Raw genomic sequence first — 20,504 nt, 5'->3', positions numbered from 1 at the left:
GTGTCATAGGAGTGGCGTAAGTGACGTGACGACCGTATAGGAGCCGAGATTGGTGCCGTTGTTGTTATTGGTGGTGCTGTAGCCGCCACTGCCCTGGGCGAAGGCGCTGGTGCCGGCCGTGTCCTGCCATGTGATCGTGACCGTTACGGTAGAGATGCCGCTGGTATCGGTGGTGATCGTGATGGAGCCCAGGCCTTGCGGCAGATTTTGAGCGAGCTGCGTCTGCCAGTCCCACACATCGTAGGTGGCCATCTGGGCTGCGGTGCAGGTCGCGTCGTTGCAGCTTTGCGGTGAGGTTGAGCTCGGTGCCACTGCCGTAGCGGTATAGGCGCCGCCTGCTTGCGCTGCTTCCACTTGGTTGGCGCGCATGCGATCGATGATGTCGTAGGCGTATTGGACGGCGACTTGCCGGGTATAGCCGGACGTCGCGCCACGCACAGAAGCAAACAGCGTGGCGGCGATGCCGAGCATGCCGAGCGATACCACCACGACGGCTACCAGCACCTCGAGAAAGGTAAAGCCTTGTACGGAACGCTTAATCTTTATGTGGCGGTGCATACGATGGCCGCTCCGTCGGGTGTCTGACCCACCTGTGAAGATGACTGCACATAGCCAGCCGTATTGATTTCCACCGCACGGGCGTAAGAAGAGCCGCGTGAGTCGCACACGACAAGGACCTCCTCTCCGCCGGTCCCGGTGATGCCGGTCAGTGTTACCGTGCCGTTGCTGTTGAATACAAATGAAGTGCTGCCATTGACGACGGCAACGGCTGGAGTCGTACTCGCGCTGGACAGGCTGTGGGTGGCCAATTGATTGGCCACGGTACCGCCGCTGGCGGTGGTGATCACTTCCCAGCCGGTGCTCCAAGATCCACCTGGACAAGTGGTACCGGTGGGGACCGTAGTTCCCGGGCAGACGTAGGTACCCTGATTCAGATTCAGCGCCTCGCTGCGGGCGTAGTTCAAGGCGCCGACAATGTCGTTCACGATACTGTCGCGCCGCGAGTTCTCAATAAAAGTTTGCAGGTTGGGAAGGGCAATAACCGTGATGATCGCGGCCACCGCGATCGTGACCATCAATTCCACCGCCGTAAACCCGCGCGGCACGGCGCGCGATGTGCACTGGGTACTCATGGACGATGACTGCTCCAATAAATGACTGCGCGGCATCCCCTACGGTGCCTGGCATGCAAGCGTCGATGCATCATGAAATCCCCCTTGGGTTGGCTACCCGCGACACCACAGTGCGCAGACGCCGTTACCGGCTTGCTGCACGGTCGAGCACTATCACGGAACCCTCTGTGGGAAATCCTAGTATCAGGCTGACGCCGACTGAATAGCCTTTTATCAGATAAACCTTACCGTTTGTCGGAATAATCTTGATCCCCGTCAAGGAATAAGGCTTGGCGGCTCGATGCGATAGAGGAGAGAGGCCCATCGACGCTGTGCCTGGCATGCGGAGGCAAGGCTTGCTGTGAGAAGCAGCCGGCCCGCCGAGCCGTCCAATGCGGCTCTTACAGGTCGGACCACATTCTCAAAAGATTGTGGTAACAACCAGTCAACTTCACCCGCGCTGCCTCATCGCCACCGGTCGCCGTCAGTCGCTGAATGGCGTTATCCAGATCAAACAGCAGCGTGCGCTGACCATCGTTGCGCACCATGCTCTGCACCCAGAAGAAACTGGCCAGACGGGTGCCGCGCGTGACGGGATTGACGCGGTGCAGGCTGCTGGCGGGGTAGAGCAGCATGTCGCCGGCGGGGAGTTTGATGGTTTGCGTGCCGTAGGTATCTTCGACCAGCAGTTCGCCACCGTCATAGCTGTCGGGCGGGGCGAGGAAGAGGGTGGCAGAGAGATCGGTGCGGATTTTCTGGCCAGTGCCGGGGAGCAGGCGGATTGAGCCGTCGACATGGCTGCCGAAGTGCATGCCGCCCTGGTAGCGGTTGAACATGGGCGGGTACACGCGGTTGGGTAGTGCGGTACTGATGAAGAGCGGATGCCGCTCCAGCGCAGCGAGCACGATATCGCCAAGTTCGATCGCCATGCCCGAACCCTCGGCAAGCTGCTGGTTCTGCTTGACGTGGATGCCCTGGTGTCCGGCCGTAACACGCCCGTCCACCCAAGGGGCGTGATCGGCGGCAAGCTGCCGGCGAACGTGTGCCAGCTGTTCGCTACTAAGCAGGTTGGGAATGTGTACCAGCATGCTGACCTCTGGGTAGGAGTGAGTGGAGAGGAGTGAGAAGTGAGAGAAGAGCAAAAGACCCTCGGCCCGCTTTTCTCTCACTCCTCACTCCTAGTTCCTCTCTCTTAGAACTTATACGTAAACGTCACCATCTCCGTACGCCCGATGCCCGGCACCGAACGGCCGCCGTCTGACTGGATCAGCGCGTCGAAGTAGCGCTTGTTGGTCAGGTTCAGCACGTTGAGGCGGATGTCGTAGCGCGGTTGATGGTATGCCACCGTCGCGTCCCAGCGCGTGTAACCGCCCACGCTGACCATGTCGGTGTTGGCGGCGTAACGCTGCGACATATAGGTGGGGCCGCCACCGGCTTCCCAGTGTTCGGCAAAGGTGTAGGTGGTCCAGGTGGTAACCGTGTTGCGCGGGGTGTTGGCGGGGACGTTGCCCTGGGTGCCGTCCACCGCTTTGACGATCTTGCCATCCATAAAGCTGTAGCCGGAGAAGATCTGCCAGTTCTTCGTCAGGTGGCCTACTGCACCCAGCTCAGCGCCGCGCACGCGGATGTTGCCGTCCAGGGTGTATTCGCCGGTTGAAGTTTCGCTGCGTGCGTTGGTTTGTTCCAGGTTATACAGCGCGGCATTGATCGCCAGCGTGTCATCCATCAGGTTCCACTTGCCGCCGATTTCGTAGGAGCGGTTTTTTTCCGGCGCCAGATCCTGCGTCCCGTTGGTCAGCGTGAGCTGTTCCAGTGAGGGGTCGAACGAGGTGCCGTACGATACGTAATACGACTGCTTTTCATCCGGCTGGTAAATCAAGCCGCCACGCACGCTGGTGAAGTACACGGTCTGCTGCGCATAGGCGGGCAGCGAGACGGTATTGCTGATATGTGCGTCGAACTCGTCGCGGCGTACACCGGCGACCACCATCCACTGATCGTTGAGCCGGATCGTGTCGTTGGCGTACACGGCGGCGGTTTTACCGGTCGACTGGGCGTAATTGCCGACGGTGGTGGTGACGTTGGAAGGGGTGATTTCCTCGGCTGGGTCCAGCAGCGAAAGCAGCGGTAGGCCGTTACGCGTGTAGCCCTGGTTGTTATAGGTTTCGCGAGCGAGTTCCACGCCGGTGATCAACGTGTGTTGCAAGCCGCCGGTGTCGAACTGAGTGGTGAGGTCGGTCTGGCTATCGAGGATGGTGTCGTGAATAACGCGATCATGGCTGGCCAACTGCACGTACAGATCCTGCAACGGCAGGTCGGTGGGATTGCCAAGATTCTTGTTGAGCGTGACGCCGGTGTTCGTTACCACGCTGTTGGCCGCGGTTTCGCGCGCATTGGTGTCGTACTGGCTGTACATCAGCTGCGTACGCAGCTTCACGCTGTCGGAGAATACGTGCTCCAGGCGCGCATTGAACTCGTTGACGTTCTGATTGGTGCGGTCATCGGTAAGGCCGTACCAGTTCTTGTAGTTCACATCAGCCGGACGGCCGTTGATCGGCGGCAGGCCGTAATCGGGCATGTCGTGATTGCGCTGGATCAGCGCGGACAGCGTGATCTGCGTGGGTGTGCCGATGCCGAAGCGCAGCGACGGCGCGATGCCCTCGTCCTGATTCTTCTGCACATCGCGCGTGGTGTGCATGTCCTGGCCATAGACATTCAGGCGTACGGCAGCCGTGTCCGAGAGTGGCTGGTTGAAATCCGCGGTAGTGCGATAACGGTCATCGGTGCCGACGGTGGTGGTGACTTCGCCGAATGACTTCAACTCCGGTTCCTTGGTGACCTGGTTGATCACGCCACCGGTGGAACCCCGGCCGAACAGCATGGAGGAGGGGCCTTTGAGCACTTCGATCGCGTCCAGGTCGAACACATCGCGATAGTACTGGCCGGGATCGCGGAAGCCGTCGAGATAAATGTCTGTGCGCGCGGTAAAGCCGCGCAGATTGATGTTGTTGCCGATCTGTCCACCTTCGGCGCCGCCGATGGTGATTCCGGGCACATTGCGCAGCGCGTCCTGGAAGGATGTCGCGCCTTCCGCATCGAGCAGATCGCGATTCACGACCACCACGGTCTGCGGAATATCGCGCAGCGAAGTCGGTACCTTGGCGCCGACGCTGGAGGTGTCGGACTCGTAGTCGTTGCCGACGACGCTGCCGGTGACGTGCACCGAGCTCAGGGTCTTGGTTTTGGTGGTGGTGCTCTGGGGAGGCGTGGTTTGCGAGTTACCGCTGTTGTCAGTGGAGGCGGGAGCGGTTTGTGCGTGTGCGGCGGCAGGCAGGGTCAGGCCAACCAGCAGGGCGGCGTGCAGGGGAGATACGCGGAAGTTAGCGGGCATAGGTAACCGGTTCGGCAAGTTAAAGGTCAGTCCGAACAAGTGGTTGGCTCGCTTGAGCGCTTCGCTGGATCAATCCCCCGCGACTACGCATCAATCCCGCTGGCTGCCCCACATCTGGATATTCGGTAAATGCGAATCGTTACTATTATCACATTCAGTTATGAACTTGTGAAGTGGCTTCTGGCGAAGAGCGCTGTCGGGACCCCTGTGCGTCGCGTGGCTCAGGCCGTGGCGACGCGTACGGAAATATCGGGTTGTCAGGCCAGCGCATGAATCCATGTCGTTGGCGAAAACATGGTCGCTTGCCTTCAGCTCGGGCATGGCCGTGCCGGAAGGTGGCGCAGCGAAGTATGGATTTGGTGGAAAACGCCGTAGTCGATGCGATCACTAAGGCGGTCAGCATGCTCGCTGATGTTGATCGCTCATGCTTGGATAGTGACGTTGCCTAAATAGAAGGGCCCCGCATTCGCATGCGGGGCCCCTGGTCGGTGGATCGCAGCCATCACGCTGCGACAAGTCGATCGATTACCAGATCTTCACTTGCTTATCGCCCGAACGAACCATCGGATCGGTCGGCTTGCACTGGAACGCGTCGGCGAAGGCCGGCATGTTCGACGGCGCAGCGATGGCGCGCAGCGATGCAGGTGCATGCGGATCGATATTCAGGTACAACTCGGCCTGCTTCTCGCGGATGTTGTTGCGCCACACGCGTGCCCAGCTCAGGAAGTAGCGCTGGTCTTGCGTGTAGCCGTCGATCTTCTCCTGTGCTTCGGCCGGGTTCTTCTTGAGCGCGTTCTGTAGCGCGTCATAGGCCACGCTCATGCCCCCGAGGTCGGCAATGTTCTCGCCCAGAGTCAGCTGGCCGTTGACGTGCACGTCCGGCTTGTCCTTGAGTGGCGTGTAGTGGTTGAACTGGTCGACCAGCTTGGCGGCGCGGGCGTTGAATTGCGCCTCGTCCTGCTTCGTCCACCAGTCGGCCTTGTTGCCGTCGCCGTCGAACTGATGACCCTGGTCGTCGAAGCCGTGGCTGGATTCATGGCCGATCACCGCGCCGATGCCGCCATAGTTGATCGCGTCGTCACCGTTGGCATAGAAGAACGGCGGCTGCAGGATTGCGGCCGGGAAGTTGATCGTGTTGGTGCTCGGATCGTAGTAGGCGTTGACCGTCTGCGGCGTCATGCCCCATTCGGTGCGGTCAGTCGGTTTGCCGATGTGGCCGATGTCCCACTGATAGTTGAATCTTTCCGCAGCCATCACGTCGCCGTAGTAGTCGCCCGGCTTGATATCCAGGCCGTCCCAGCTGCGCCAGTGATCGGGATAGCCGATCTTGGGCAGAAACTTGTTCCACTTCTCGAGCGCCTTCTGCTTGGTGGCATCGCTCATCCAGTCAGCTTGCTCGATGTGTTCCTTGAGTGCCTCGCGCACGTTGGTGACGAGCTCTTCGGCACGCTGCTTTGCTTCGGGGGTGAATTCCTTGGCGACGTACAGCTGCCCCAGTGCTTCGCCCATCGAATCGTTCACGGCAAGCAGCACGCGCTTCCACAACGGCTTCTGTTCCGGCTGGCCGGACAGGGTCTTGCCGTAGAAGTCGAAGCGGTTGTCCTGGAAGGCGGTGCTCAGGTACGGCGATGCATCGTCGATCGCGTGGAAGCGCAGATAAGCCTGCCATTGCGAGATCGGCGCGGTGGCCAGCAGCTTGTCGAACTCGGCGAAGAACTTCGGCTGCGACAGCGAGAAGCCCTTGTCGATGGTCACGCCCTGCGCCTTGAAGAAATCCTGCCAGTTGAAGTGTGGGGTGATCTTGTCGGCCGCGTCCAGGCTGATGAAGTGATACTGGTTATCCAGGTCGCGCATCTCGGTGGGCGAGAACGAGGACTTGGCCAGCTGTGTTTCGAAGGCCAGCACGTCGCTCGCCTGCTTCTTCGCGTCGGCTTCGGCTACTCCGGTCAACTCCAGCGACTTGGCGATATACGCCTTGTACGCGTCACGCAGATCCGCGTGCTTGGGATCGGTGTAGTAGTCGGGGGTGGGCAGGCCCAGGCCATTCTGGTTGGTAAAGGCGATCTGGTTCTTGGCGTCCTTGAAGTCGGCGCCCGAACCGAACTGGAACACCTGCTGGTCACCTTCGGCAAAGCGGTCGGTGATGAACTTGGCGACATCGGCCGGCGTCTTCAGCGCGGCGATCTCATCCAGCTTGGGCTTGATCGGGTCATAGCCGAGCTTGTTGCGGGCATCCTCGTCCATGCCGGCCTGGTACAGATAGCCGATCTTCTGCTCGATCGAACCGGGCTTGGCCTGGGCGTCGTTCTTGGCGGCGTCCTCGACGATATCGTGCTGGGTATTCAGGCTCTTGTCGGCGAGCTGGTCGAAAGCGCCCCAGCGGGTGCGGTCATTCGGGATCGGGTTGGCCGCGATCCACTTGGCATTCACGAAACCGTTGAAGTCCTGGCAGGCATTGATGCTGTTATCCAGCTCACTCACGTCAAAAACATTGACCGGCTGGGCAGCGGTACTGGCCGTGGTGGCGGCTGCGGCGGGTGCGCTGGCGGCTAGCGCCGGGGCCGGTTTCGGCGCCTGTTCCTGCTTGCCGCAGGCGGCCAGGGCGAAGGTCACACTCGCGGCGAGCAACAATGGCTTCAGATGCTTGTAGGTCATGAATATCCCTCTTATGAGTCAATGACCGCCCGCAGGCGGCTCCAGGTCTGGCTGGCCGTTCCCGTGGACGCTCCCCGGCTCGACCATGACCCTCCACGCTAGGCCAAAGGTCATGGGGCCCATAGTGTCAAAGGTCAGGGTCTGGTTGCAGGTCACCGTCAACGTCTTGCTGAGGTTGCAGGGGAGTAGGTCGCACCAGGGTCATGTGGTGCAGAAGCTGCATCCATGAGCATTCAGCTGGCTTTGGCAGTGAACGGGTTGAGTGTGATGGGTGGGCAGGAGCCGGCTGCTCGTCACCCATCCTGCAGAACGCTTTCATCACGCTGCGGTTGCTGCTTACGGCAGCGGTCGGATTCGCCTGTGGTAACAGACAGAACAGCATGCAGGCTTTCATGGACTGCATGGTCTTCTCATGGCGTCATGAAGCTAAGTGCACTACGTGGACTCTCGCTTGCTGAGGACTCCGAAGTTTCATTCAGTTCGGCGCATCACCATCCTCAAAAAACAAATCGTTGTTGGCGTCGTCTTAATAAGAGACCGAAGGATTGCGTGATATCTGCGTGAAATCATTCTCGTAAGATAGGCCGTATCGAAATGCATGCGACGAGTGTCTGCACGGCCGCCGCGCGTGAGCAAGCTTGCGTCATCGGCGCTGGTACAGATGCCAATGACGTTGCGACGCACCTGTCATATTGGCCCGCTGCGTCCGTCGCCTGGTTGTTACAAGCTTGTCATCCGAGCTGAGTATGGTCGGTGGTTATCACGCTTAGGGGGGCGTGCCCATCGACTGTCATCGGAGACTGCCATGCGCACTCGTCTTGCCGTATGTCTTGCCGCAAGTTTGCTTACGCTGTCCGTTGCATCGTCTGCCCAGGGGCCCGACTCCGCCGATTATCAACATGGCGGAAACCAGGTACGCACGGCCACCCCGATCAAGCACATAGTGGTGATCTTTCAGGAGAACATTGCCTTTGATCACTACTTTGGTACGTATCCCTACGCACAAAATCTTCCGGGTGAGCCGGCTTTCTATCCCGCGCCGTTCACGCCCAAGGTCAATGGCTTTACCCCTGAGTTGTTGACGCATAACCCGAATGCTGCCAACGCCGGCAACGGTACCGGCGCCATCAATCCCTTCCGCCTCTCGCCGGCCCAGGCTGCGACGGCTGACCAGGATCACGATTACCAGCCGGAACAACAGGCCTTCGACGACGACAAGATGGATCTGTTCCCGGAATACACCGGCTCGGGTGAAACCCTGCCGGGTGCTACCGTTGCTGAAGAGAGCAACGGCCAGGTGATGGGCTACTACGACGGCAATACCGTCACCGCGATGTGGAACTACGCACAGCACTTTGCGTTGAACGACAACAGTTACGGCTCGACCTTTGGCGCATCCACGCAGGGTGCCATCAATCTGATTTCCGGCCAGACCAACGGCATCGTCGATTCGATCGACGCCGGCGGCGTGGAACTCGCCGACGGCCAGGGTGGCTACACGCTGGTGAGCGATGCCGATCCGACGGATGACATGTGTTCAACCACCAGCGGCGCACGCGTGCATATGGGCGGCAAGAATATTGGCGATCTGCTCAATGCCAAGGGCATCACCTGGGGCTTCTTCGAAGGCGGTTTTGATCTGAGCACGGTCAATACCAACGGCACCACTGGCTGTGCACGCAGCACGCTGTCGACGGTGACGAACACGGTGAAGGCGGATTACATTCCGCATCACCAGCCGTTCCAGTACTACACCAGCACGGCCAATCCGAACCACACGCGTCCGACCTCGGTAGCGATGATCGGTCACCAGGGTGACGCGGCCAACCACGAGTACGACATCAACGACTTCTACTCGGCGGTGCAGGCGCACAACATGCCGGCGGTGAGCTTCCTGAAGGCGCCTGGCTATGAGGATGGCCACGCCGGCTATTCCGATCCGCTCGACGAGCAGGCCTTCGTCACGCAAGTGATCAACTTCCTGGAGAAGCAGCCGGAGTGGCGCGATACCGCCGTGATCATTGCGTATGACGACTCCGATGGCTGGTACGACCACCAGGCTTCGCCGCACATCAATGGTTCGCAAAGCAGTGATGACTCGTTGACCGGTAACGGTCAATGCGCGGCACGCGGCATGCTGCCGGGTATCAACAGCAACGGTAAGCCGGTGGAAGGTCGCTGCGGCTTTGGCCCGCGCCTGCCGATGCTGGTGATTTCACCCTGGGCACGCCAGAACTACGTGGATCACACGCTGACCGACCAGGCCTCGATTACCCGCTTCATCGAAGACAACTGGTTGAATGGCCAGCGTCTGGGTGGCGGTTCGTTTGACGCGCTGTCCGGCCCGATCAATGGCATGTTCGACTTCAACATGCCGTTCCCGATGAATCGCCGCCTGTTCCTCAACGAGCAGACCGGCGAGCCGCTGGCGCACAACTGATAAGGTTGTTGCGCTGATCGAAAGCGGCATCAAGCGATCGTGCATCGCCCCATTCCGGTGGGGCGATGCTTTTTTGCTTTCCAAGGAATCTACACAGTGCCTCCATCACGTCGCGATTTCCTGAAATGGTCCATGTTCGGTCTGGGTGCAAGTGCGTGGCCCGCAAGCATGCTGGCGCACGACATGCAGTCGATGCCAAAGCCGAAGATGGGCGGCAGCATGTTGTGCAAGCATCTGGTGCAAGATCAGACCCATGTGCCGCTGCTGCTTGATCCGACCAAGCTGGCGCCGTTTGTCGACCCCTTGCCGTTGCCGCCGGTGCTGCGTGCCGATCAGGGCACGCTGGTGCGTGTCGATATGAAGGAAACCGAGCAGCGCCTGCATCGCGATCTGCCTCCCACACGAGTATGGACGTATGGCGGCTGCATGCCGGGCCCGACCATCGAAGCGCAAAGCGGGGTGCCCATGCGCATTGAATGGCGCAATGAACTGCCAAGCAAGCATTTCCTGCCGATCGATCACCGTATCCATGGTGCCGAGAAAGACAAGCCGGAAGTGCGTGCCATCGTGCACATGCACGGCGCCCGTGTGCAGACCGCCAGCGATGGTTATCCGGATGACTGGTACGTGCCCGGCCAATCACGTCTGCACACGTATCCGAACCAGCAGGATGCGGCGACGCTCTGGTATCACGACCACGCGATGGGCATCAACCGGCTCAACATCTATGCGGGCCTGTTCGGCAATCTGATCCTGCGCGATGCGCATGAACAATCGCTGGGACTGCCGAGTGGCGAGCGCGACATTCCGCTGACCTTGAGCGACCGCCTGCTCACCGAGGGTGCCCAGTTGTATTACCCCGTGTCCGGCAACAGCGAGGCGCCGTGGGTGTCGGAAGTGTTCGGCAATGCGATGCTGGTCAATGGTGCGCTATTGCCTTATCTCGACGTTGAACCGCGCCGCTATCGTTTCCGTGTATTGAATGCGGCCAACGCGCGTTTCTTCCATTTGAAGCTGGCCGGCGAGCCTTCATTCCAGCTGATCGGCAGCGACCAGGGTTTGCTGGCGGCGCCGGTGACCAAGACCCGGGTGCTGCTGGCGCCGGCTGAGCGCGTCGATCTGGTGATCGATTTTTCCTCGATGGCCGGCCAGCGGGTGGAACTGATCAACGATGCCTTGCCGATCATGCAATTCCGGGTCGGCAGTGGTCGGGTCAACGACACCAGCAGCGTGCCTGCCGTGTTGCGTGATGTGCCGCGCACACCCGAATCCGCGGCGACCAACCAGCGCTTGATGACGCTGGATGAATACGACGACTGCGTGGCCGAGCCGATGCTGATGCTGTTGAACGGCAAGCGCTGGCACGAGCCGGTGACGGAAAAGCCGGTGCTTGGCAGCACCGAGATCTGGAGCCTGCTCAATCTTACGGATGATACGCACCCGATCCATCTGCACATGGTGCGGTTCCAGATTCTGGATCGGCGGCCTTTCGACGAAGGTGAATGGTTGGCGTCAAAGACCATCCGCTATACCGGCCCTGCGCAACCCCCGCCGCCGGAAGAAGCCGGCTGGAAGGATGTGGCACAGGCATGGCCGGGGATGGTCACGCGGATCATCGTGCGTTTTGATGGCTATGTGGGCAAGTACGTCTGGCATTGCCATCTGCTGGAGCATGAGGCGAATGAGATGATGCGGCCGTTTGAGGTGGTTGCTGCGTGAGCCGGTACGGCCATGCCTGGGTTGGGTTACCCCGGACTTGATCCGGGGGTAACCCAACGATGTTTATCGCTTCGATCGAATTCCGTTGGGTTACGCTGCGCTAACCCAACCTACGCGTGGCGTTGCAGGCCTTATTTCGTGCCGAGTATCGCCAATTGCGCCGCATTCAGACGCAACACCGGATAGTGGCCCACGCTCTGCACGGTGTACCACGGCGAACGTTCGAAAAAGAATTCAAGGCGCGCGCGGCTATCCGCGGCAAACGCCGGATCGTCATGCAGCTTCTGCTCGAACTCGGCCTTCAGCTGTGGATCCCTCGCCATCATGTCGCGCGCCAGTTTTTCCAGTACGCGCGGTTCGCCGTATTCCTTGGCTTCGAAAATGGCGTTGAGATAACCCCAGTGCAGCAGGGAGTCGGGTGCTTGCGGTTCCAATAATTCGATGGCGACGTTGGCGGCGCGCTGATTCATCGGCACGATCACCGAGCCCGGTGGCAAGTTGACTTCGGTGGGCTCGATGCGCAGCGTGAAGCTGCGCAGCATCAGGTGTCCTTCGAACGGTTCGCTGGCCCAGACGGGATGATCGAGCTGGCAAGACTCGGCGTCGACTTTTTTCATAGTATGGCCGATGCGCCGATAGGCGATGCCATGGGCATTCAGCTTGTCGATAATCGTGGTCCATTCGGCGGGCACGACATATGCCGCGGGTGGCGTGATCGACAGGTCGGGCAGCAAGCCGTTCCAGTTGTCGATGCGATAGGTTTGCGGCTTGGTCGGGTCGTACTGGATCCAGATGTCGTTGGAAATATCGCTATGCGTTTGCGTAAACGCATAGCCCTTCAGTTCGAACGGAGTTGGCGTGGGATCGGATTTGAAGGTCAACGGCAGCGTCGCATTGGCGTCTTCGGCACGGGCAATCGTGTCTGCATCGGCCTTGGCGGTAGCGGCCAGCAGTGCTGCGGGATCGTGATTGATGTCGTCGAGCAGCACGTGCAGCAGATCGTAGATTGCATGCACGCGCACTTCATACGGCTTCAGCATATGTGTTTCGAGCAGCAGGGCAGGGCGATTCTGTAGCGCGGCGTAGCCGGTGGAGAAGCGTGGCCCGGAGCCGAAGTTTTCGATGCCTTTGCGCGGATCGCGGCCGTCCTTGAATTCCAGGTAGATCGAGGCGAGATGGCCGAGTTTTTCATACGCGGGCATGGCTTCATCGACGACGGTCTTGTTCTGCCAGGCGGCGATGGCGGGATCGAGTTTGTGCGGATCCTCGGTGTACCAGGTCAGGTCGTACTGGTAATCCGCGCCATCGGTGGTGTGCACATCGACCAGGAAATCCGGCAGCCAGGTCTGCCACAGTTTCAGCCACGCCAGCATTTCCGGCGCGTCGGCCTTGATGTAGTCGCGGTTGAGGTTGAGGTATTGCGACTGGCCGCGGAAGCCCATGCTGTCCGGGCCGTTCTGGTTGATGCGGTTGTACGGCGAACTGTTCTCATGTCCATCGACGCTGAAGACGGGAATGTAGACCAGCACCAGGTGATCAAGCAGGTGCGGGTATTTGTTCTTGACCGTGATGTCGCGCAACAGCATCAAGCCGGCGTCCTTGCCTTCAATCTCACCCGGGTGAATGCCGGCCTGCACCAGTACGATCGGCTTGTGCGCAGCGCGCGCTGCGTCGGGGCTAAACGTGCCGTCGCTGCTGGCAATCACGACCGTCATCGGCCGGCCTTGCGGCGAGATGCCGAAGCTTTCCAGCTTGATCTTGCCGGGTGCGGCCTGTTGCAGGCGCTCCAGGTAGGCGAGGGTCTGCTCGTAGCTGGGCGTGGTGTGGAAGTGCGAGGTTTCGGCGGGCGTGATCCAGTCGTTGTCTTGCGGGCTGGCGGCGTGGGCAGTCACGGCAAAAACTCCCAGCAGAATGGACAGAAACACGCGACGCCTCGTCATGCACGATTCTCGGATGGGTCGGTTTGCAGGCTGGCGGCTGACGCGGGCAGGGTATCGGGAGCCACGGCGCCGCCGGAGATGATAAAGGCCATGGCCTGGTCCATGGTCCAGTCGGTGGGTGTCAGCTCGTTGACCGGCACCACTTCCAGATAGCCACCGGTGGGATTGGGTGTGGTGGGGATATAGACGGCCGCCATCTCGCGGCCGGTGCCTTCCTCGATCATGACGCGCGTGACAAAGCCGACGACTTTCATGCCTTTGCGCGGGAAATCCACCAGCACCACGCGCTGCACGCCGCTGGGTTTGTTTTGCAGCACCGCCATCAGCTTCTTGGTGCCGCCGTAGATGGTCTGCACCAGTGGAATCCGCTGCAGCAAGGTATCGAAGCCAAGCAGCAGACGTTGGCCGATCACGCGGTTGGCCAGAAAGCCGATCATGTACAACGCCGCCAGGGTCAGCAGCAGTGCCAGGACATAGGTCTCCCAACTCTGGCTGAGCTGGTTGGCGGTCTGTGGTGCGACCACGCCCAGCGTGCCGAGCAACGCCGAAACCAGTGGTGCGCCCAGCTCCGCCAGCACGCCAAGGATGAATTTGAAGACCAGCCAGGTGACCCACAACGGCATGAAGGTCAGCAGGCCGGTGATGATGTAGCGCTTGAAGCGTAACCGCTGCATAGGGATAGGGGTGGGTTTGGAGGAGGAGGCTCATTGTAGGGGGCATGGTTGCGGAAATCTTTTCCGCGGCCGCAGTACACAGAAACCGCAAGCCGTGCTTGAGCCGCCAAAGCGCTTCGAATCAGAATGGGTGTTTACAGCGTGGACAGGGGAAGCGCATGGGTCGTCTTGCAGGCAAGGTGGCACTTGTGACGGGCGCGGCACGTGGTATTGGCGAAGCGATCGCGCGGGCTTTCGTGGATGAATGCGCCATCGTCATCCTCAGTGATATCCGCGATGCGGAAGGGCAGGCCGCGGCGCAGTCGATGGGGCCGAATGCCTCTTACAGCCATCTGGATGTACGGGTCGAGATGGCATGGAAGCGCGTGATCGTGCAAATTCTGCTCGATCACGGTCGGCTCGATGTGCTGGTCAACAACGCTGGCGTGACGGGACTGGAGGATGGCATGCGCCTGCATGATCCCGAGCATGCTTCGTTGGACGATTGGCATGCGGTCCACCGCACCAATCTCGATGGTGTTTTCCTCGGCTGCCGGCAGGCGATTCGCGCCATGCGTGAGCACGGCAGTGGTTCGATCATCAATGTTTCTTCACGCTCCGGGCTGGTGGGCATTCCTGCCGCGGCAGCCTATGCATCCTCGAAGGCAGCGGTGCGCAATCACACCAAGACGGTTGCTTTGTATTGCGCGGAACAAGGCCTGGCGATTCGCTGCAATTCGATCCATCCCGCGGCGATTCTCACGCCGATGTGGGAGCCGATGCTGGGGCGTGGCCCGGAACGCGAAACGAATATGCGCGCCTGCGTGCAGGACACGCCCATGCGGCGCTTTGGAACGCCCGAGGAAGTTGCCGCGCTGGCAGTGCTGCTGGCTTCCGACGAGGCAGCCTACATGACCGGCACCGAGCTCAATATCGACGGCGGTATCCTGGCCGGCTCGGCGGCTACGCCAACGTAGGGCCTGTTAGCACTATTGGCGTAGCTCGCGTTGCCGTGGAGTGGCCGTCAGGTGGTAGTGCGTGGCACCGGCTTGGCTGGCTGCCAAGTCAAGCCGCGCGCTACCGCATGGCGGCCACTCCATGGCAACCCGCAGGGCCGGGTCTGTTTGCCCGCCATCCGGCGTCATCGCTCAGTCGTGTGCCGACGTACACTCCCTCGCTCTTCCTTGGCTGGCGCGCAAACAGGTCCCGGCGCGGGCCACGCCAATAGTGCTAACAGGCCCTAGAAGGGGTCAGCGTTTCCCGGGGGCGCTCGCGTGGCTTCAGGCGTACATAGATCTGCTTGCGCACGATGGCGATAACTTCGCCAGCCGCGGTTTTGATCTGCACTTCGAACCAGTGCAGCACTTTCTCGCCGCCGGCCGCGGCGGCGCGCAGCTCATCCAGCACAGTGGATTCCAGCTTGAAGTGCGCATACACATCGCTGCGGCCGGGCGCGACGAAATCGATCGCGCCGGCTTTATCCCACACGTAGTGATCGTTGCCCAGATGTTGCAGGATCAGCAGCATCCAGAACGGGTCGGTCATCGCGAACAGGTTGCCACCGAACTGTGCCCGCACGTAATTACGGTTCCAGGGCCGCAGGCGCAGCACCACACGCGCCTCGGTGTAGTCATCGGCCAGGCTCAATACGCGAATGCTGTTGAACAGGAACGGTGGCCACACATTCAGCAGGCGGCGGAAAGTGGATGCGCGCATGGGGAGTGCTCCGGGAGGAGTACTCAGCCTACCATACTTAAGCGTATGGTGGTTTTGCGGGGGCTGTTCGCGAGAAGGGAGAGTCGGGGATGTGAAACGCGACGCGCTTAGGTGCCGCGTTTCAACGAGCCTGAAAAACTGTGCAATTTGCCAAGGACACTGCCGTTTCCGGTCAGAACAGCAGCGACGCCATCCGTCGGCGATAACGGCCGACCAGCTCGGCATCATCGAGCGTATTGAATGCCGCCAGCAGACGCTTCTTGGCCTGGCCTTCGTTCCAGTCGCGTGCTTTTTCGAGCAGCAGCAGCCAATGCTCCAATCCGGTGGCCGGATCGTTGCCGAGCAGCAGGCGTACGCCCAGCAGATCGTGCGCTTCCCAGTCTTGCGGATTGGTGTGCACGCGTTGCTGCAAAACGTCCAGCGAAGGCGTGCCTTCAAGCGAACGCACCAGATCGAGCTGGCTGCGCAGGCGAACCGCACGTGAATCCGTGGCCAGGTTGGCGGGCAGGGCGTTGAGCTCGGCTTCAGCGGCGGAAGCATGTCCGGCCTGGGCCAGGGCAATGGCCAGGTCGAGCTTGAGCTCGGCGCGGCCGGGATCGGCGGCGATCTCCTGTTGCAGGCGGTTGATGGCCTGCTCGGGCGATTCCAGCAAGGTTTCGTCTTCGGCGGCATCCTCGATATCGCCGTCCAGCGGTTGCACGTGGCGGGACAGGAACTCGCGCAGTTGGCCTTCCGGCAGTGCGCCGGCGAAGCCGTCGGCAATCTGGCCGTCTTTCACCAGCATGACCGTGGGAATGCTGCGGATACCGAACATTCCAGCCAGTTCCTGATTCTTGTCGACATCGACCTTGGCCAGGCGGAAGGCGCCGTTGTATTCGTTGGCCAGCTTTTCCAGCAACGGGCCAAGGGATTTGCAGGGGCCGCACCAGGTTGCCCAGAAATCCACCAGCACCGGGGTCTTGAGCGACCCTTGGAGCACATCGGCTTCAAAATTGTCGGTGGTCACATCAAATATGTGCGGAGTGGCGACGGCGGTGTTCACAAGCGGCTCCTTAAACGATGATCAGATCCATTCTCCGTAGATGTCGCCGGCCCAGTGTTGTTCGCCGCCCCCTGGAGCATCGACGAAGGCAGGCCGCCTTCGGTCGCGATGATGGGCCGACGGGATGCGGATAGTCAGGGCCGCTGGCACCTGCGGAGAATGGATCAGCAGGATTATCCCCACAAAAATCGGGGCTGCGCGGAGCATATCAAGTGCGCCACGCTTGCTGAGGATTTGCGAGAATTGGCGGCATGAATCCACCGACTTCCCATCCCGGGCATGTACCGTCAGCGTCGTCCTCGGCGCTGTTGATCTGCGAGCACTGTGACACGGTGTATCGCCGCCGCTCGCTGGCGCGTGGCGACGTCGCCCGTTGCGCGCGCTGCGACGCCGTGCTGGAGCGGCATCAGCGGATCGGCCTCAATGCCATGCTGGCGCTGGTGGCGACGGTGATGGTGGTGTTTGTGCTGGCCAATGTCTGGCCGATCATGACGCTGGGGCTCAATGGCGAGCAGATTCACACCAGGCTATGGGGCGTCATTCTCATGATGTGGCGTCAGCACGCGCAGGTCGTGGCGGTGCTGGCGGCGGGCACGCTGTTTTTCTTCCCGCTGTGCAAGATGCTGGTGCTGGGCTGGCTGCTTGTCCATGCCCAGCAAGGGCGGCGGGCGCCTGGCTTCAAGCAGCTGATGATTGTGCTGCATTACATCCATCCGTGGACCATGAGCGAGGTGTTTGTGCTCGGCGTGCTGGTGTCGATCGTCAAGGCTCAGCTGTATTTCGATGTCAGTCCTGACACGGGCGTGTTCGCCTATGCCGCCCTGGCCGGGTTGATTACCATCTTTTCCGGCATCGATCTGCGCCGGCTGTGGGACACGATTCCAGCCGCGGAGAACGCATCGTGAGCGCCATGCCGCGGGCGCATGAGCTGGGACTGATCGGCTGCCATGTATGCGGCCTGGTCTGCCGCGATACGCAGATTCCCGATGCCGCCTGTCCGCGTTGCGGCAGCGCGTTGCATCGGCGCAAGCCCAATAGCCGCATGCGGACCTGGGCGCTGCTGATTGCAGCCTTCATCCTGTACATTCCGGCCAATGTGATGCCGATCATGCGCACGGCGAGCCTGGGCGATGCGGACGACAACACCATCCTCAGCGGCGTGATCGAGCTGTGGGTCAAGGGGTCGCCGGGGCTTGCCGTTATCGTGTTCACCGCCAGCATCGTGGTGCCGATGATGAAGTTCCTGGTCCTCAGTACCTTGCTGCTGGCCGTGCACTGCGGCACCAACTGGGCGCGCATCCAGCGGGCCAGGTTGTATCGCCTGGTGGAGTTCATCGGTTATTGGTCGATGCTGGATGTGTTCGTGGTGTCGCTGTTGACCGCGCTGGTGCAGTTCGGCTTCTTCAGTGAGGTGGAGCCTTTGCCCGGTGTGGTGTATTTCGGCTTGACCGTGGTGCTCACCATGTTGGCTTCCATGAGTTTTGATCCGCGCCTGATATGGGACTGCAAGGAAGAAGATGACTGACGAAAACAAACCCAGCCTGGGAGATGGCCTGCCGGAGCCGGTGGTGCGGCATCGCCGCATCAATGCATCGCTGATCTGGCTGGTACCGATCGTGGCGGCCCTGGTTGGCCTGTCACTGGTCATCAGTGCGTGGATGCAGCAGGGGCCGAAGATCAGCATCAGCTTCCAGACCGCCGAAGGTCTGGATCCCGGCAAGACGGTGGTGAAATACAAGGACGTCGTGATTGGCAAGGTGACCACCATCCGCCTGAGTCCCGATCGCCGGCATGTGATCGTCAAGGTGGATCTGGAAAAGAGCGCGGCCGGCATTGCCGTGGCCGATACGCGGTTCTGGGTAGTGCGTCCGCGCATCGGGCTCGGCGGGGTCTCGGGTATCGATACCTTGCTGTCCGGCTCCTTCATCGGCGTGGATGTGGGGGACTCCCAGCAGGAGCAGACGGATTTTGTCGGCCTGGAGACGCCTCCTTCGGTCACGCATGACGAACAAGGCAAGAGCTTCATCCTGCACTCGGGCGATCTGGGATCGCTCGATATTGGCTCGCCGGTGTATTTCCGGCGCCTGCAGGTGGGGCGCGTGGCGTCCTACAAGCTCAATAACGATGGCAAGGGCGTGACGGTGCAGGTCTTCATCGAGAGCCCCTATGACAAATTCGTGAGCACCGACGCGCGCTTCTGGAACGCCAGCGGGGTTGATGTGTCGCTGAGCGCGGACGGCCTCAAGCTCAATACGCAATCGCTGGCCACCGTGCTGGCCGGCGGTGTGGCCTTTCAGGATCCACCCGGGCCGCATCCCGGTCTGGAATCCGCTTCAGAGAACGCTGTCTTTACCTTGTTCGACACCCAGGCCAATGCGATGGCGCCGCCGGATGGCGAGCCGCATTTCATCCGCATGCGCTTCAATAAGCCGGTGCGTGGCTTGGCGGTGGGGGCCCCGGTCGAGTTCCTCGGCATGAACATCGGCAGCGTGGTGTCGATCCGTATGGATTACGACGAAAAGACCGGGGATTTCCCGATCCTGGTCGGCGCCGTCATCTATCCGGATCGCCTGGGCGCCGCCCATCAGAAGCTGGCCGCGGTGGCCAAGTCGCATGGCGACAATGACGACATGTCCCACATGATCGGCACCCTCGTCGCGCATGGGCTGCGCGCGCAGGCGAAGGTCGGCAACCTGCTTACCGGTCAGTTGTTCATTTCGCTGGATTTCATCAAGAACCCGCCCAAGGCGAGCTACGATCCGAATGCGCATCCGCTGGAAATTCCCACCGCGCCGGGCAACTTCGACAAATTGCAGGAGCAGTTGGCCGATATCGTCGACAAGATCGAGAAGATCCCGTTCGACAGCATCGGCAACAATCTCAACCAGAGCCTGGCTTCGCTCAACAAGACGTTGACCCAGGTCAACGAGCAGGTGCTGCCGCAATTCCAGGGCACGCTCAAGGGCGCCAACCAGACGCTTGGTACGGCTAACAACGCGTTGTCACCGGATTCGCCATTGCAGCAGAACCTCACCAGCACCTTGCAGGAACTGCAGCGCATGGCCCGTTCGCTGCGCACACTGACTGATTACCTCGATACGCATCCCAGTTCGCTGATTCGCGGACGCAGTGCCGATGCGCCATTGCCGGCCCCGGCCGCCACACCTACCGCCCAGCCGCAGCAAGGGAGCAAGCCATGATTCGTATGCGACACCTGATGGCGGCATTCGGCGCGGCGGCGCTGGCAGCCTGTGCCTCGGCGCCGGTGCACTACTACACACTCATTGCTGCGCCGGACAGTGCTCAATCCGCACCGGCCGTACCGCCGGCCGCCTTTCAGTTTGAATTGCTGCCCGTAGGCATTCCCGCGCAGAACGATGTGCCGCAACTCGTCGTGCGGGAAGGTGGTCAGGCCGTGGCTTTGCTGGATGGCGAACGCTGGATCGCGCCATTGGCCGATGAGGTGCGTGGTGCGTTGTCGGTCGATCTGTCGCGCCAGTTGAACGCGCGGGATATCGGCAGTGGCCTTCCGGTCGATGGCAAGCCGGTCGTGCGTATCAAGGTCGATCTGCGCCGTTTCGATTCCTCGCCGGGAAACTACGCGCTGATCGAGGCCACGTGGTCGGTCCGTCCGCTCAAGGGTGACACCGTGCTCACCTGCAGCAGCCGCATAAGCGAGAGTCCGGGGCAGGGCTATGACGGGCTGGTCGCCGCCCATCAGCAGGCCCTGTCCGAGCTGGCCAATCAGATCGCCAGCGTTGCGCCGGCCCTGGCGGCGGGCAGCTCTCCCGCCTGTCCAGCTTCTTGACCTTGAACACGCCAGCGTAGCGTGGGGT

The 20,504-nt window shown here is 60.9% G+C and carries 16 protein-coding genes; 7 read left to right on the top strand and 9 right to left on the bottom strand.

The features are described 5' to 3' along the window. Positions 1–3: 3 nt before the first annotated feature. The 5 genes from pilV to ISP19_RS14040 form a co-directional block, all read right to left on the bottom strand. Positions 4–558 carry a type IV pilus modification protein PilV gene (gene pilV, locus ISP19_RS14060; RefSeq protein WP_204683044.1) on the bottom strand — a complete coding sequence of 185 codons (555 nt, stop codon included), beginning with the start codon at positions 556–558 and terminating at the stop codon, positions 4–6. After that, a complete protein-coding gene (locus ISP19_RS14055; RefSeq protein ID WP_204683043.1) occupies positions 543–1,133 on the bottom strand; it encodes a GspH/FimT family pseudopilin in 591 nt (196 codons plus the stop codon). Before ISP19_RS14055 ends, pilV begins: the two co-directional genes overlap by 16 nt. A gap of 380 nt (positions 1,134–1,513) precedes the next feature. Further along, the gene (locus tag ISP19_RS14050; RefSeq protein ID WP_204683042.1) at positions 1,514–2,200 is read right to left on the bottom strand and encodes a Fe2+-dependent dioxygenase; all 687 of its coding nucleotides are present in this window, start codon (positions 2,198–2,200) and stop codon (positions 1,514–1,516) included. 104 nt (positions 2,201–2,304) lie between these two features. After that, positions 2,305–4,503 (bottom strand): TonB-dependent receptor, encoded by a 2,199-nt coding sequence (locus ISP19_RS14045; protein ID WP_204683041.1) that lies wholly within the window; start codon positions 4,501–4,503, stop codon positions 2,305–2,307. 525 nt (positions 4,504–5,028) lie between these two features. Continuing rightward, on the bottom strand, positions 5,029–7,158 hold the full coding sequence (locus ISP19_RS14040; protein WP_204683040.1) for a M13 family metallopeptidase: 2,130 nt from the start codon (positions 7,156–7,158) through the stop codon (positions 5,029–5,031). Between the two features lie 805 nt (positions 7,159–7,963). On the opposite strand from ISP19_RS14040, the gene ISP19_RS14035 reads away from it, so the two are divergent. Continuing rightward, positions 7,964–9,598: a phospholipase C gene (locus ISP19_RS14035; RefSeq protein ID WP_239556822.1), complete on the top strand. Its 1,635-nt coding sequence runs from the start codon at positions 7,964–7,966 to the stop codon at positions 9,596–9,598. Between the two features lie 96 nt (positions 9,599–9,694). After that, on the top strand, positions 9,695–11,317 hold the full coding sequence (locus ISP19_RS14030) for a multicopper oxidase family protein (protein ID WP_284384690.1): 1,623 nt from the start codon (positions 9,695–9,697) through the stop codon (positions 11,315–11,317). Between the two features lie 131 nt (positions 11,318–11,448). On the opposite strand, the gene ISP19_RS14025 is transcribed toward ISP19_RS14030, so the two are convergent. After that, positions 11,449–13,257, bottom strand: coding sequence for a M14 family metallopeptidase (locus ISP19_RS14025; protein ID WP_204683039.1), 1,809 nt, complete (start codon positions 13,255–13,257; stop codon positions 11,449–11,451). Next, complete coding sequence (locus ISP19_RS14020) at positions 13,254–13,931, bottom strand: DUF502 domain-containing protein (protein WP_204683038.1); 678 nt, start codon at positions 13,929–13,931, stop codon at positions 13,254–13,256. Before ISP19_RS14020 ends, ISP19_RS14025 begins: the two co-directional genes overlap by 4 nt. A gap of 158 nt (positions 13,932–14,089) precedes the next feature. On the opposite strand from ISP19_RS14020, the gene ISP19_RS14015 reads away from it, so the two are divergent. Next, entirely contained in the window at positions 14,090–14,887 is a 798-nt protein-coding gene (locus ISP19_RS14015) for an SDR family oxidoreductase (protein ID WP_204683037.1), read from the top strand. A gap of 253 nt (positions 14,888–15,140) precedes the next feature. Here the strand turns inward: ISP19_RS14015 and ISP19_RS14010 are convergent, their stop codons facing one another. Both ISP19_RS14010 and trxA read right to left on the bottom strand, forming a co-directional pair. Further along, positions 15,141–15,626, bottom strand: coding sequence for a DUF4442 domain-containing protein (locus ISP19_RS14010; RefSeq protein ID WP_204683036.1), 486 nt, complete (start codon positions 15,624–15,626; stop codon positions 15,141–15,143). 172 nt (positions 15,627–15,798) lie between these two features. After that, a complete protein-coding gene (gene trxA / locus ISP19_RS14005) occupies positions 15,799–16,668 on the bottom strand; it encodes a thioredoxin (RefSeq protein WP_204683035.1) in 870 nt (289 codons plus the stop codon). Positions 16,669–16,919: 251 nt separating this feature from the next. On the opposite strand from trxA, the gene ISP19_RS14000 reads away from it, so the two are divergent. Genes ISP19_RS14000 through ISP19_RS13985 form a run of 4 tightly spaced genes read left to right on the top strand, consistent with a single transcriptional unit; the run spans position 16,920 to position 20,476 of the window. After that, positions 16,920–17,573: a paraquat-inducible protein A gene (locus ISP19_RS14000; protein WP_204683034.1), complete on the top strand. Its 654-nt coding sequence runs from the start codon at positions 16,920–16,922 to the stop codon at positions 17,571–17,573. After that, a complete protein-coding gene (locus tag ISP19_RS13995) occupies positions 17,570–18,193 on the top strand; it encodes a paraquat-inducible protein A (RefSeq protein WP_204683033.1) in 624 nt (207 codons plus the stop codon). Before ISP19_RS14000 ends, ISP19_RS13995 begins: the two co-directional genes overlap by 4 nt. Continuing rightward, entirely contained in the window at positions 18,186–19,868 is a 1,683-nt protein-coding gene (locus tag ISP19_RS13990) for a PqiB family protein (RefSeq protein WP_204683032.1), read from the top strand. The genes ISP19_RS13995 and ISP19_RS13990 overlap by 8 nt, the downstream gene beginning before the upstream one ends. Next, positions 19,865–20,476, top strand: coding sequence for a PqiC family protein (locus ISP19_RS13985; RefSeq protein ID WP_204683031.1), 612 nt, complete (start codon positions 19,865–19,867; stop codon positions 20,474–20,476). Before ISP19_RS13990 ends, ISP19_RS13985 begins: the two co-directional genes overlap by 4 nt. Positions 20,477–20,504: the final 28 nt, after the last annotated feature.

Source organism: Dyella flava, from assembly GCF_016904955.1.
In the GTDB taxonomy this organism is placed as follows: Bacteria; Pseudomonadota; Gammaproteobacteria; order Xanthomonadales; family Rhodanobacteraceae; genus Dyella_B; species Dyella_B flava.
Note: the sequence above shows the minus strand (reverse complement) of the source record. Positions and strands in the feature narration are given on the sequence as shown.